Origin of the sequence: Bacillus mesophilum (genome assembly GCF_008923265.1) — a bacterium.
In the GTDB taxonomy this organism is placed as follows: Bacteria; Bacillota; Bacilli; order Bacillales; family Cytobacillaceae; genus Cytobacillus; species Cytobacillus mesophilum.
Genome location: NZ_WBOT01000001.1, coordinates 36,965 through 51,130, shown reverse-complemented (window position 1 = coordinate 51,130; position 14,166 = coordinate 36,965). Strand labels below are relative to the sequence as shown.

Annotated in this window: 13 protein-coding genes and 1 tRNA gene; 9 read left to right on the top strand and 5 right to left on the bottom strand. The window is 38.3% G+C overall.

Going from position 1 to position 14,166, the window contains the following annotated elements; translation table 11 throughout:
- Positions 1-2 precede the first annotated feature (2 nt).
- The gene (locus F7732_RS00250) at positions 3-1,202 is read left to right on the top strand and encodes a tyrosine-type recombinase/integrase (protein WP_151571727.1); all 1,200 of its coding nucleotides are present in this window, start codon (positions 3-5) and stop codon (positions 1,200-1,202) included.
- A gap of 99 nt (positions 1,203-1,301) precedes the next feature.
- On the opposite strand, the gene F7732_RS00245 is transcribed toward F7732_RS00250, so the two are convergent.
- Positions 1,302-1,374 (bottom strand) — tRNA-Val (locus F7732_RS00245).
- Positions 1,375-1,559: 185 nt separating this feature from the next.
- Between F7732_RS00245 and F7732_RS00240 the strand changes: the two genes are divergently transcribed.
- Positions 1,560-1,778 carry a hypothetical protein gene (locus tag F7732_RS00240; protein WP_151571726.1) on the top strand — a complete coding sequence of 73 codons (219 nt, stop codon included), beginning with the start codon at positions 1,560-1,562 and terminating at the stop codon, positions 1,776-1,778.
- A gap of 176 nt (positions 1,779-1,954) precedes the next feature.
- Positions 1,955-2,539, top strand: a complete 585-nt coding sequence (locus F7732_RS00235) for a hypothetical protein (RefSeq protein ID WP_151571725.1) — start codon at positions 1,955-1,957, stop codon at positions 2,537-2,539.
- Positions 2,540-2,603: 64 nt separating this feature from the next.
- On the opposite strand, the gene F7732_RS00230 is transcribed toward F7732_RS00235, so the two are convergent.
- From F7732_RS00230 to F7732_RS00220, 3 genes are all read right to left on the bottom strand, one after another.
- Positions 2,604-4,559 (bottom strand): TRAP transporter permease, encoded by a 1,956-nt coding sequence (locus F7732_RS00230; protein ID WP_151571724.1) that lies wholly within the window; start codon positions 4,557-4,559, stop codon positions 2,604-2,606.
- The gene (locus F7732_RS00225) at positions 4,549-5,079 is read right to left on the bottom strand and encodes a DUF1850 domain-containing protein (protein WP_151571723.1); all 531 of its coding nucleotides are present in this window, start codon (positions 5,077-5,079) and stop codon (positions 4,549-4,551) included. The genes F7732_RS00230 and F7732_RS00225 overlap by 11 nt, the downstream gene beginning before the upstream one ends.
- 134 nt (positions 5,080-5,213) lie before the next feature.
- A complete protein-coding gene (locus tag F7732_RS00220; RefSeq protein WP_151571722.1) occupies positions 5,214-6,200 on the bottom strand; it encodes a TAXI family TRAP transporter solute-binding subunit in 987 nt (328 codons plus the stop codon).
- Positions 6,201-6,419: 219 nt separating this feature from the next.
- Between F7732_RS00220 and F7732_RS00215 the strand changes: the two genes are divergently transcribed.
- The 3 genes from F7732_RS00215 (at position 6,420) to F7732_RS00205 (ending at position 8,233) form a co-directional block, all read left to right on the top strand.
- A complete protein-coding gene (locus F7732_RS00215; protein WP_192912974.1) occupies positions 6,420-7,145 on the top strand; it encodes an alpha/beta hydrolase in 726 nt (241 codons plus the stop codon).
- Between the two features lie 144 nt (positions 7,146-7,289).
- Positions 7,290-7,805 (top strand): YjcG family protein, encoded by a 516-nt coding sequence (locus tag F7732_RS00210; protein WP_151571720.1) that lies wholly within the window; start codon positions 7,290-7,292, stop codon positions 7,803-7,805.
- Between the two features lie 5 nt (positions 7,806-7,810).
- The gene (locus F7732_RS00205; protein ID WP_151571719.1) at positions 7,811-8,233 is read left to right on the top strand and encodes a GNAT family N-acetyltransferase; all 423 of its coding nucleotides are present in this window, start codon (positions 7,811-7,813) and stop codon (positions 8,231-8,233) included.
- Positions 8,234-8,413: 180 nt separating this feature from the next.
- Here F7732_RS00205 and F7732_RS00200 read toward each other — a convergent pair whose 3' ends face one another.
- The gene (locus tag F7732_RS00200; RefSeq protein ID WP_151571718.1) at positions 8,414-9,928 is read right to left on the bottom strand and encodes an AraC family transcriptional regulator; all 1,515 of its coding nucleotides are present in this window, start codon (positions 9,926-9,928) and stop codon (positions 8,414-8,416) included.
- Between the two features lie 209 nt (positions 9,929-10,137).
- Between F7732_RS00200 and hutU the strand changes: the two genes are divergently transcribed.
- Genes hutU through F7732_RS00185 form a run of 3 tightly spaced genes read left to right on the top strand, consistent with a single transcriptional unit; the run spans position 10,138 to position 14,058 of the window.
- On the top strand, positions 10,138-11,817 hold the full coding sequence (gene hutU, locus F7732_RS00195; protein ID WP_151571717.1) for a urocanate hydratase: 1,680 nt from the start codon (positions 10,138-10,140) through the stop codon (positions 11,815-11,817).
- The gene (gene hutI, locus F7732_RS00190) at positions 11,810-13,078 is read left to right on the top strand and encodes an imidazolonepropionase (protein ID WP_151571716.1); all 1,269 of its coding nucleotides are present in this window, start codon (positions 11,810-11,812) and stop codon (positions 13,076-13,078) included. Before hutU ends, hutI begins: the two co-directional genes overlap by 8 nt.
- Positions 13,075-14,058: an agmatinase family protein gene (locus F7732_RS00185; RefSeq protein WP_151571715.1), complete on the top strand. Its 984-nt coding sequence runs from the start codon at positions 13,075-13,077 to the stop codon at positions 14,056-14,058. The genes hutI and F7732_RS00185 overlap by 4 nt, the downstream gene beginning before the upstream one ends.
- The last annotated feature ends 108 nt before the right edge of the window (positions 14,059-14,166 follow it).

Below are 14,166 nucleotides of genomic sequence, written 5' to 3'. Positions count from 1 at the left end.
CGATGGCTAGTTTCCAAAAAAGAGGAGAAAATTCTTTTTTACTTGTAGTTGAGGCTGGGTATGATGCAAAGGGAAAAAGAAAAAAACGTACCAGAACTATACGAATTGAAGATACAGCTTTATTAAAAACAAAGAAGAAGCTTAATGATTATTTGCAATCAGAACTTATAAAGTTTAAAACAGAAGTTGAATCTGGGGAGTATATTTCACCAGAGAAAACCGTATTAGCTAATTTCATTGATGATTGGCAACTAAAATATGCTGAAAAAGGTGGTCTAAGTGATCAAACACTGGACGTATACCTTACCCACATAAAAAATCATATTATTCCTGCTCTAGGTCATATGCGACTAGATCAAATAAAACCTATCCATGTTGTAAATTTTTTGGCTCAATTAAAAAAAGTTGATGGCAGTGAAATGTCGGTTAACACCGCTCAATATGTTTATCGTGTTCTAAGAAATATTCTACAACGTGCTGTCGATTGGAAAATCATTAAAAGTAACCCTGCTGCTAGTGTAAGTAAACCAAGTGAACGAGGCATATTAGAAAAGGAAATCAATGTCTATGATGAAAATGAAATTGCTGTTTTATTTGATGCCGTACAAGCCGAGCTTCATCATTGGCGTATATTTACTTCATTAGCATTAGCAGCAGGTTTACGGCGAGGGGAATTACTTGGCTTAGAATGGTCCCATATTGACTTGGAAAAAGGAATCATTCAAATAAAGCAAATAATCACCAGAGGCATTGGAGGAAAAGCAAATTTAAAAGGACCTAAATCTAAAAAATCAAAAAGAGTTATATCCCTCCCCCCTTTGATGACTGAAGAGTTAAAAAAATTCTATATACATTGGAAAAAGGAAAAAATGAAGATGAGAGATCTTTGGATTGAAAGTGAACATGAATTTGTTTTTTGCAACGAAAACGGCCAGCACTTCTACCCCACTACTCCAACTACCTGGTGGAGAAGGTTCACTCATCGGGCAGGAGTTCGATTTATAAGATTACACGATCTACGACATACCTCAGCAACTCTTTTAATCAATCAAGGTGTTCACGCTAAAATCATTTCTGAAAGGTTAGGCCACTCAAATATTCGTATCACAATGGACACATATGGTCACGCTCTACAAAGTGCTGATCAGGAAGCAGCCAACAAATTAGATTCCATCTTTACACGCAAGAAAAATAGTGGATAATAAATTTCGTCAACAATTCGTCAACAACTAGGTAATACCCTAAAAATCACGCAATATAGAAAAAGCCTAGAACCGTTGTGGCTCTTGGCTTTTTTATGATGATTCCGACTGGGTTCGAACCAGCGACCTCTACCCTGTCAAGGTAGCGCTCTCCCAGCTGAGCTACGGAATCGAATATGTAAGGACAATAATTAATATAGTATTTTTATGCATAAAAGTCAATAGTTTCTGCCTATTTTAACGGTAAAAATAAGTGTCCGCCACTGAAAATAAAATTTGTAAAAAAGATACCAAAACACTTGAAACAAGAACAAGTGTTCTGTATACTATAATTAAAAGTATAAGGCGGGATGAAAAGTGAAAGGAATTTTGTTTCGTTCTATGGAAGAAAGAAAACCAGTTGAGATCATTTATATGTCTAAAAACAATACATTTTCACAAAGAACAATATTTATCAAGGAATTAAGGGGCAGCAGTATTCTTGCTTATTGCTTAACCAGAAAACAGCTCCGCATTTTCAATCTCAATAATATTATGTCTATTTTACCTGAAAAGCCGTCACGTCAGATTAGCTGAAAGACTCATATTCTTCAGCATGAGTCTTTCAGCTTTATAATATTAAAAGAATTTCCCCGTTCACCCCTCTTTTTTCCTAACTGCTCCAAAAGATTATTACCTCTAAACAAGATTATCCCTCTACTGTTCGGGTATAGTTTGTATAATTACATCGAACTAGAGAGAGAGGGAACCATATGAAAAAACCATTGTTACTTTTATTTTCGGCATCCTTATTATTTATAGCTGGCTGTGGTGGCGACGACGGTGACGAAGTTATAAACTCAGCAGAAGAACATGAAAATACTCCTTCATTGGAGGAGCAAAAAGCAGAGTCTGATCTTGGTGAAGAACCAGGAGAACAAATCACAGAAAATGTTGGTTTGGGAGATCCACGAGAGTCTTTTAATGAAGCATACGGTGAAAATGAAAATAATGAAGAAATTGCCCGCTATCAAGGTGACTTTATGATCGTCAACTTCGAAAATGAGAGAGCGATAAGCCTTGAACTGCAGTTTTCTGATTTTGACGAGGAAATGAGCGACGATGAAAAGATGACATTTATCGAAGGCAGAATTCCCATTGATGCAAAGGAAATGTCTCGCAATACAAATGATCAAAACATTAATGAAGAAATCATTGAATATCAAAGCGACTTGCTTGTTGAGCATATAAGTGAGGAATCATTTGAAGGAAATGATCCTGGCACATTTACTGTGGTACTCACCTCAGATGAACACGAAATCATTAATGCGACCATGACGATTGGCACTGATGATTAATGTGAACTCCAATATGCTTTAACTAATCAAAAAAGGAAAGCCATCACGGCCTTCCTTTTTTATTTTATGCAGGTTCTGCTTTCGTTTTATTTCCTTTTTTGAAAACTAGCTGAAGTACAATCAGAACAATAAAGATACCCAATCCAATAATATCTGAAATACCTTCAGGATAGATCAGCAAGAGACCGCCAGCAATTCCTAAAATTCTCTCCATCCAATTTAATTTACGGATCCAATAGCCAATAACTCCAGCGCCAATGGCCATCATTCCTGCTAAGGCTGTGAATACTACCCAAATTAGGTAATACCAAGTTGTATCAATCATTAAGAGTTCCGGTGAGAGAACAAACATATATGGGATAATAAATGCACCGATCGCTAGTTTGGAAGCAGTGACACCCGTTTTTATTGGATCTCCTCCAGAAACACCGGCTGCTGCAAAGGCTGCTAAGGCAACTGGCGGTGTTATATCTGCAACTATACCAAAATAAAATACAAATAAATGTGCAGCTAAATCAGGAACACCCAAAAGGATTATCGCCGGTGCAGCAATAGTCGATGTGATTACATAGTTTGCTGTTGTCGGTGAACCCATTCCAAGAATAATCGCTGCTACCATTGTCAGTATTAAAGTCGGGATTAATAATCCGCCAGCGAAATCCAGAATTCCATTTGCCATTTTAAGTCCAAGTCCTGTTTTTACAACTACACCTACAATGATACCAGCCGAGGCGGTTGCAGCTGCTACTCCCAATGCTGTACGGGCACCATCCACAAGTGCATCAATAAATCCTCTAAACGTAATGCGTGTATCTTTCCTAATGGCACTTACAGCGATTGTGATGACAATTGACCACAAAGCCGCTCGGATCACACTCATACCTGACATTAATAAAACAATAACCGCTAAGATTGGAAGAAGTAAATAAATCTTCTTGAAAACTTCCTTGCGATTAGGCATTTCTTCATCTTTTAAACCACGCAGACCCAGTCGTTTTGCTTCGAAATGAGTCATGATCCATACACCGGCAAAATAGAGCAATGCAGGTATTGCCGCCGCTTTTGCGATATCCCAGTATGTAATTCCGCCACCGATAAATTCAACCATCAAAAAGGCAGCAGCGCCCATAATAGGAGGCATAATTTGTCCGCCTGTAGAAGCTGTTGCTTCTACTGCTCCAGCAAATTCTTTTTTATAACCCAGCTTTTTCATCATCGGGATTGTAAAAGATCCAGACGTTACAACATTTGCAACAGAACTTCCGCTGATGGTTCCTTGGAGGGCACTTGAGAAAATTGCTACCTTCGCTGGACCACCAGTGCTTTTTCCTGCGATGGATACAGCTAAATCATTGAAATATTGACCAACTCCTGTTTTAACCAGAAAAGAACCAAAAAGTAAAAACAGGAATATGAAGGTGGCCGATACGCCAAGAGGTGTACCAAGAATCCCTTCAGTTGTAAAAAACATTGTCTGTACCAGTCTGTCTAAATCCAAACCGCGGTGCGCGAGGAAGCCAGGCATATAAGGCCCATATATTGCATATCCGATAAATACAATGGCAATAATCATAATTGGCAGCCCAACTGCACGTCTAGTCGCTTCTAAAACTAGTACAATGGCCAACAAACCAATATAGAAATCAGTATCTGTTAACCGTCCAGCTCTGCCTACAATTTCTTCAATATTTAACGGCCAATATGCACAAACAACTACCGCCAAAATTGATAAAATAATATCATACCAAGCTACCTTATTTTTCTTTAAGTTTTTTTTCCTAGCTGGGAAAAGCAGAAAAATAAGTGCTAATGCAAAACCAAGGTGAATCGATCGCTGCAGCTGTGCTGTCAGCATGCCAAATACTCCAGTATACAAATGGAATAATGAGAAAGCTAAGAGTCCAAAGAAGACGATCCAGCCAATCACACCGCCAAGATTTCTTGTACCGGCTTCCGGATCATATTTCTCAAGTAATTGCTGCTGTTCTTCCTGTGATAATGTTTCTACCTTATCCGCCAAGCATATTCACTCCTTTCAGTACTTGAAACAGATTTAATTTTTCTGCTCCAATGCGTATCCACGTGCCTGGTTCAACAAACTGAGACAACGGATACTCGTTATTTTTAAAAATAATCGTATGATTCGCCCGAACCTTTCCTACTCTCAGATCAAAATAGGGAAAAACTCTATTCATATTTTTAATATAATATTTCCCATTTTTTTGTTCAAATACTTCTCCATCAGCTGCATTCTCAGGCATACCAATCGCAAAATCTTCATACATAAGTTCATATTGTTTAATTTCATGATTCTCATTGATTGTATAGCTTTCAACTACTTCTGACAAATGAATGGAATGGGTGTACTTCATCTTAAATTTGCCTTGCTCCGGTAATGGAATAAAGGCCAGAACATCTCCAGTATTCTGGTATTCGAATACGAGTGCCTGCCTATAGGGAATGAATAAAATGATCATGATGGATGTAATGACGAGGAATACCAGGAGAATACTCCATATGCCTGGTTTTTTTACTTTCATAACAGCCCCACCTAATCAAAGGTTTATTTGGGCTTTCACCAAGCTGTGAAAACCTCTTCTTTAAACGGGTTTGACCGCCAGTTTGCCTGCCTGCGGGCAATCCTGACGGCCAAAAGACCTGATAACGTTATTTATTATTCTGCTTCAATACCTTGTTCGTCATAATATTTCTGTGCACCAGGGTGAATATCAATTCCAACACCATTGACTGCATTTTCAGCGCTAATTAACTTTCCTTTGTCGTGAGCTACTTTATCAAGATTCTCAAAAATAGCCTTTGTTACATCATAAACAACATCTTCAGAAAGATCATTAGATACAACAAGCATCGCTTGTACGGCTACAGTTGGAACAGCCTCAGTCAATTTATAAGTGCCTGATGGAACTTCATCCTGAATATAGAATGGATAAGCCTCAATTAATGCATCAATTTTGTCTTGTTCGATTGGAACAATGACAATATCTTCAGTTGCAGATAAACCTTCAACAGCTCCTGTAGGACTTCCAGCTGTTACGAATGCTGCATCAATTGTACCATCTTGGATACCTGCAGTTGATTCATCAAAGGATAAATCCTGCTTTTCAATATCCTCTAGTGTCATGTCATGAACTTCTAGAATTTGCTCCGCATTTAGAGCCGTACCAGAACCAGGTGCTCCAATTGAAACTTTTTTGCCTGCAAGGTCTTCAACTGATTCAATGCCTGAACCAGCAGTTGTTACGATTTGAATCGTTTCTGGATATAAAGTTCCAATAGCACTTACATTTTCAACTGCTTCTCCTTCAAACATTTGCTCGCCATTTTTTGCGTAAGAAGCAATATCTGTTTGTGAGAAAGCAATTTCAGCATTGCCATCACGAATCGTGTTCATGTTTTCAGCAGATGCACCAGATACCTCTGCATTTGTTTGAATGTCTGTAGCATCTGTAATGATCTCAGCAAATGCTCCGCCAAGCGGATAATATGTACCGCCCGTTCCACCTGTAACTAGGCTCATGAAATCTGGAGTGTCTCCGCCATCTCCGCCATTTCCTTCATCACTTCCGCCGCCGCATGCAGCAAGGAGCATTGAAAGAGCGATTAGCAATACAAAAGGAAACATAATCTTTTTCTTTTTCATATACAAACCCCCTCAATTTTAGATTATATCCTAAATAATAGTACAATTAAATTTATTGAATTGTCAAATAATACTTTATTTCAAAACAGTTAAACAAAACTGCTTTCTCTTGTAAAAAAATGAAGCTATCACAGCAAGTGACGTTCTAAGCGTTTTGGCTGTATATATGATAAAATACCGTGAAAGGCTTTACATATTATAACGGAGGGGAAAGTTATCATGGAATACCCAAAAGGAACAATCAAAGACCTTACTTTTTCCAGTAAAGAATTAAACGAGGATATGGAGCTGCTCGTTTATCTGCCCAGCTCCTACTCGCCTCTTTATAAGTATTCGGTGTTAATCGCTTCAGATGGAAAAGATTTCTTTCAATTTGGCAGAATCGGGCGAATTGCTGACGAACTCATAAGCAAATCTGAAATTGAAAATGTCATCATTGTTGGCATCCCATATAAAAGCGTTGAGGATCGGCGCAGAAAATATCATCCAGAGGGCGATCAGCACGAAGCTTATATTCGTTTCCTGGCTCATGAGCTTGTTCCATTTATTGATAAAGAGTTTTCCACTTTTCAAATGGGAGCAGGACGCGCACTTGCTGGAGATTCTCTAGCAGCAACTGTGTCACTTCTGGCGGCATTACAGTATCCAAATACGTTCGGAAAGCTGATTCTCCAATCACCTTTAGTCAATAAAACAGTTTTAGATGCAGTTGAATCCTTTGATCAGCCTCATTTGCTGGAAATTTACCATGTAATTGGCACAGAAGAAACGGAGGTGAAAACAACATCCGGAAAAGTAGAAGATTTCATTACACCTAACAGGGAATTAGAAAAAGTGATTAAAGCAAAAGGCTTTCCTTATTTTTATGAGGAATTCAATGGAAATCATACATGGAAGTATTGGCAGCCTGATCTCAAAAGAGCACTTATTCACATGTTCTCCTGATTTACGTTAGTCTGTTAGTCCTGTATTAAACCGTTTTATAACGGCTTGTTGTTTCTGGTCAGTTTCTTAATTATAATGAATTTAGAAAATTTGTTATAATAGTGAAAACACTATTTACATTCTAAGTATAATGGAGGTTACATTATGACTACTAAATTCGGAATCGTAATCTTTCCGTCAAAAAAACTGCAAGATCTTGCTAACTCATATCGTAAGCGGTATGATCCGCATTATGCATTAATTCCTCCACATTTAACATTAAAAGCCTTTTCAGCAGAAGACGAGCAAATGAAGGCTGTATCTGAGACACTGCATAATATAGCAGCGGAAACAAATCCATTTCAGCTTTCCATTAGAAAAGTCAGCTCATTTCAGCCTGTAAATAATGTTATATACTTAAAAGTAAATCCTACTGAAGAATTGAATCTTCTTCATGAAAAAGTGAATGATAACATCTTAGGGGACAAGCCTGAATATGCCTTTGTCCCACATATCACAATTGGCCAAAAGCTTTCAAATGATGAACATTCAGACGTGTTCGGCTCCTTAAAAATGGACCGGGTTGAACACGAAGAGATTGTTGACCGTTTCCATCTGTTATATCAGCTTGAAAATGGATCCTGGAGTGTTTATGAAACTTTTCGTCTCAGAAAGGAATAATAGTAATGGAAGTCAAAATCGCTCAATCTGAGGAGCAGTTTCAAGATGCTCTTTATGTACGGAAAAAAGTGTTCGTAGAAGAACAGAATGTATCTGTAGAAGAAGAAATTGATCAGTATGAAAACGAAAGTACACACTTTGTCCTTTACGACAATAATCAGCCTGTTGGTGCTGGAAGATTTCGAACCCTCGATGGCTATGGGAAAGTTGAAAGAATATGCGTGATGAAAGAAGCACGCAAAGGCGGATCAGGGAAACAAATCATGATGAGCATTGAACAATATGCTGCTGATCAAGGTGTAACCAAATTAAAGCTGAACGCCCAGACACATGCGATCCCATTTTACGAGAAATTGGGATATGAGGCAGTTTCAGAGGAATTTCTTGATGCAGGCATTCCCCACCGTACAATGGTGAAGCCCATTTAACAGAAGAGCCTTCAGTCTTTTAGATTGAAGGCTTTTATTTATTACTGTCCATTTTCACAATGTGCAGCAGATTATTTTATAATATACATTGCTTATTTTAGATTTACAAGGAGTTCACAATGAATAATAAAAAGCCCCTCACCCTTCTTAAACGAGATTTTTTACATTAAATTCCTCATTTTATCCAAGGCTTACTTCTGCATCAATATTATGTAATTCTCCTGTTCCCTCTTCCTTCCTCCTGTGCCTTTTTCGAAATCTATTTGGCGGCAGACCAGCATACTCTTTAAAGGTCTTTGAATAATAGTTTGGATCTTCAAATCCATTTGCATGAGCTACTTCACTTATTGATAGTTCTGTGTGAATTAACGTTTTTTTCGATTGCTCAAGACGATAGTGCTGCAAATAACGTTTAAATGGAATTTCATGATACTTGCTAAAAACGCTGCTTAAATAATTGGGTGTTATTCCTAATTGATCAGCTGCACTGCTTAAAGAAAAAGCCGTGTTCGTATACTGATCATTGATTAAATCAGCTGTCAGCTTTCCGTAATTTGCTTTTTCTTTTTCATTCTTTGCATGCTTCATGAGCAATTGGGTGAAAAGGATCATTTCTTGAATAATCGTATATAAAATCGGATGCTCCAAAATAATGCGAAATAATTTAAGATATTTTTCTTCAAGATCTTGTTTCAGCTGAAAATCATACTTCTTCATAAATCGGCGTATTTGCGCTAAAACACTCGTCAAGTAGATCCGTATTAAATCCTCCTCATAATAGCTGGCTTGAGCAGATAATGTATAAAGAAAGTTTTTAATACTTGAGATATCATGGTTTTCAAGGCTGGTGATCCATAGCTGTTGATCTTCTGGAGTTAATAAAGGGTCTAAATGCTTAACAACAAGGTGCTTGCTTACGTAAAATATGTGCTCAAATCCTTTATAAAATCGCTGGTTCAACGATTTCTTCATTTTTGAATAGAGTTGATTTAAGGTTACAGGCACACCATCATAGACAGCTATATTGATATAAGTCCCATTGATAAAGCTCCATTCCCTCATAATGGTTCTTGCTCTGTGTTCAAACTCTGCTATTTCCACAAAATCTGATACACATATAATTCGTTTTGATAACGGATACATTTTTAAGTTCTCAAAACCGGCAATTTCATTTAACCATTTATATAAAGAAATGTTATCTTTTCTATTGTCTGACTCAATCAAAAAAAATAACTGATTCTTTTTCGGAAAAAGGTCTTTACTGCTAGAAAATAGCTGCATGTAAAAATGATCTGAATTCTCAATTTCGCTGATACCCAGCTCATCCGAAACACGTTCCGATCTTGAAGTATTTATTATTTCTTTTAAAAGTTCTAAATCAACCGGTTTTACAAATAATTGATTCACTTGCATTTGGATTGCTTTTAATCCGTGTTTAAATAGGGGTTCAGCTGTTAAAGCATATAAATCTGCTCCCTTTTCCCTCAAATATCCTAAAAGAGAAAAATCATTGGGCTGCTGAATTAATTCCATCTCAAATATGATGATGTCTGGTATCATTTCTTCTTTCTTCTTATTTAATTGAAGCATTGATTCTAATATAATCACTTCTACCCTATTCAATAAGTAAGATTTCAAATACCACTGCAGACCTCTCGCTTCATTCTCATCCCGATCAATAATGAAGATCTTCATTATTAATCACCCACCTTATAAAATTTATAAAACACATATTATTCCAGTTATACATATTCATTTTAATAAAAAACCGGAACAACTACCAATTGTTTTTATTAAATTCTATATTTTCATAAAATTTTCATCACTAAAATAAATAATAAGAGCATTTACTTAATAAAGATTCTTTCACGATATATTTATAAATTCAAAGGAGAGATGATGAAATGATCATTAATAAAAACATACACGCTCCAAGAGGAAATCAATTAACATGTAAGGGCTGGGAGCAAGAGGCTGCTATAAGGATGCTTATGAATAATCTGGACCCTGAAGTAGCCGAGAATCCAGATGAACTGGTGGTATATGGAGGAATCGGAAAAGCTGCCCGCAACTGGGAGTGCTATGAGCAGATTATTGCATCTTTAAAGGCATTAGAAAATGATGAAACGCTGCTTGTACAATCAGGAAAGCCTGTTGGTGTTTTCCGCACACATGAAAATGCCCCCCGCGTATTAATCGCAAACTCAAATTTAGTTCCAGGATGGGCCAATTGGGAGCATTTCTATCAGTTAGAAGAGAGAAATTTGATGATGTATGGTCAAATGACTGCCGGAAGCTGGATTTATATTGGAGCACAAGGGATTTTACAAGGCACTTATTTAAGCTTTGTGGAAGCTGGAAAAAAGGTGTTTGGAACATCTGACTTAAGAGGAAAATTTATTTTAACTGGCGGTATGGGCGGCATGAGCGGAGCACAGCCCCTGGCAGGAAAAATGGCTGGTGCTGTTATTTTAGTAGTTGAAGTCGATCGCAAACGGATTGAACGAAAAATAGCAGAAGGATATTGTGATTATTTAACAGATTCTGTGGACGAGGCTCTTACATTAGTAAAAGAACATTGTGAAAGACAACAGCCTGTTTCCATTGGATTAGTTGGCAACTGTGTAGATGTGCATAGAGAATTGCTCAACCGCAAGTTCATTCCCGATATTGTGACTGACCAAACCTCGGCACATGACCCGCTCAATGGATATGTCCCTAATGGAATGAGCTTAGAAGAAGCATTCGATCTGCGCCAAAAGCATCCAAAAGTATATGAACTGAAGGCAAAACAAGCAATGGCTGAGCATGTTCAAGCGATGCTTGAGTTTCAAGAAGCAGGTGCCGAAGTCTTTGACTATGGAAATAATATCCGAGCCTATGCTAAAGAGATGGGTGTTAAAAATGCATTTGATTTTCCTGGATTCGTCCCTGCCTATATTCGTCCGTTATTTTGTGAAGGAAAAGGACCTTTTCGCTGGGCTGCATTGTCTGGTGATCCAGAGGATATTTATAAAACAGATGCATTAGCCAAAAAAATGTTTGCCGATGATGAAGGCTTAACAAACTGGATTGATATGGCTCAAAAAATGGTGAAATGGCAAGGACTTCCTGCCCGGATTTGCTGGCTTGGTTATGGCGATCGCCATCGCTTTGCCTTAAAGGTGAATGAAATGGTGGCAAATGGCGAACTCAGTGCACCAATTGTATTTGGTCGCGATCACTTGGATTCAGGTTCTGTTGCATCTCCTAACCGAGAAACAGAAGGAATGAAAGATGGATCAGATGCTGTCTCTGACTGGCCCATTCTTAATGCTCTTATTAATACGGCCGGTGGAGCAAGCTGGGTCAGTGTACACCATGGCGGCGGAGTTGGCATGGGTTATTCGCAGCATGCAGGTCAGGTTTTAGTTGCAGATGGAACCCAATTAGCTTCCGATAAAATAAACCGTGTTCTTGTATCTGATCCGGGTATTGGCGTCATTCGCCACGCCGATGCAGGTTATGATCTTGCTATTCAAACGGCCAAAGAGAAAAATATTCAAATACCAATGCTGAACAAAAAGGATGATCACAATGGCTAAACTCATTATAAATGCGAACGAGATTATTACTCTAAGAGGATCTGACAAGGGCCCGCGTACAAAGGAAGCTATGAGCGAACTTGCCATTCTTGAAAACAGCTGTGTTCTAATTGATCAAGATCATATAGCAGCAGTTGGAACTTTAGAAGAGTTACAACAAGACTATTCACACCTTTTAGAACAGGCAGAAGTAATTGATGCAGCAGGAAAGATTGTCATGCCAGGCCTTGTTGACTGCCACACTCATTTAGTGCATGGAGGCACCCGTGAAAATGAATTTAACATGAGATTAAATGGTGCATCTTATATGGAAATTATGAATGCTGGCGGCGGTATTCACTCAACAGCAAAAAGCACCCGTAATGCTAGTTTTGAAGAATTATACGATAAAGCCTATCGTCATCTGAACGAATTCCTAAAGTATGGTGTAACTACCGTTGAAGCCAAAAGCGGCTATGGCTTAGATTGGGAACATGAAAAAAAGCAGCTTGAAGTCGCAAAAAAACTTCAGGATACCCATGCTGTTGATGTGATCAGTACGTTTATGGGTGCCCATGCTGTTCCAAGAGAATTTAAAGGGCGTGAAGATGAGTTCGTAGATATTATTATTCATGAAATGCTTCCTAAAGTAGCAGAAGAAAAACTGGCCGAATTCAATGATGTTTTCTGTGAAAAAGGAGTGTTTACGCCAGAACAATCGCGCAAAATTTTAGAAGCTGGAAAGCAATATGGATTAACACCGAAGATTCATGCTGATGAAATTGAGCCTTATGAAGGTTCTGAGCTTGCTGCAGAAGTTGGTGCCATCTCGGCTGAGCATCTTCTCGTTGCATCGGATGAAGGCATTAGGAGAATGGCAGAAGCAGGTACAATTGGCGTTTTGCTTCCTGGTACCGCCTTCTTCCTCCGTGCTCCTTTCGCACGCGGGCGGCTGATGATTGATTGTGGTGTACCAATTGCCATTTCGACTGACTTTAATCCTGGCTCCTCCCCTACCATCAGTTTGCCATTTATTATGAATCTGGCTTGTATGAACATGGGTTTAACACTGGAAGAAGTACTGACAGCTTCGACGATCAATGCTGCTTATGCAATTAATAGAGGGCATCTCATCGGATCTCTGGAGCCTGGAAAAAAAGCAGATATTTTAATCTTAAATGTTTCCAACTACAAGCAGCTGCAATACTATTACGGCATGAATCATACTCATATGGTTTTAAAAAATGGTGAAATTGTTGTAAAGGATGCTGTATTGCAATGACAAATCTATATGAACATATTCAAAAGTCTTCAATCGTTTGGATGCGAGAGCAAGGCAAAGACATCAAAGTTAAGGATTGGATCATACCAGCCTGGGAGGAAGATCGGCAAGACTGGGATGCCGTTATACTTGGTGTCCCCCTCTCCCGCTCCTCGATCAGCGCTTCGGCAGCTTCTGAATTTCCTAAAGCATTCCGAAGTGCTTGGGAGCTTTTTACTACCTATTATTTTGACGAGCATGTTGATTTTCGCGGGCTTAAGGTTGCCGACATCGGGGATGCCAGAATGCACTATACAGATATTTTGCAGTGCCACAAGAACATAGAAGCTGCAATGGATAGTATTCAGCACCATTTCCCTAATTCTTTTTATACATCAATCGGTGGTGATCATTCTATTACAGCGCCTATTGTGCGTTCATTGAAACATAAGAATCCTGATAAATCCATTGGCATTGTTCAACTGGATACGCATCTGGATTTAAGAGATTTAAGCCAGGGACCAACAAATGGAACGCCTATTCGGCAGCTTGTTGAAGACAATATCGTAAAAGGTGAAAATATTTATAATATTGGTCTTCATGGTTTTTACAATGCTCCTTCTTTAATAGAAGCAGCACAGAAACATAAAATTAATATAATTTCGCTTAAACAGCTGCGCAAACAGGGAATTCCAGCACTTATACAGGTTGTCATGGAACAGCTGCAGAAAAAAGTGGATTTCGTTTACCTTACAGTTGATATGGATGTTTTAGACATTTCTTATGCACCAGGAGTGCCCGCTTCAACACCAGGCGGAATGCGTACAGATGAACTTTTTGACCTTCTTTTTGAACTGGGCAAATATCCAAGCATCACAGCAATGGATTTTGTATGCATCGACCCTCACCGAGATAATAAGGTCCTCTCCACCGTAAAGGCAACAACTTATGCCGTATTAACAGCACTCGTATCCAGGTATATACATATTAAAACAAACTAGTTATATAAATCATAAGAGCATGTGCACCAAGTGTCCATGCTTCTTTCCATTTCCAATTTAATAAAAGAATGCTAGAATTATTTAAATTATCTATTTTCTCAGAAAGGA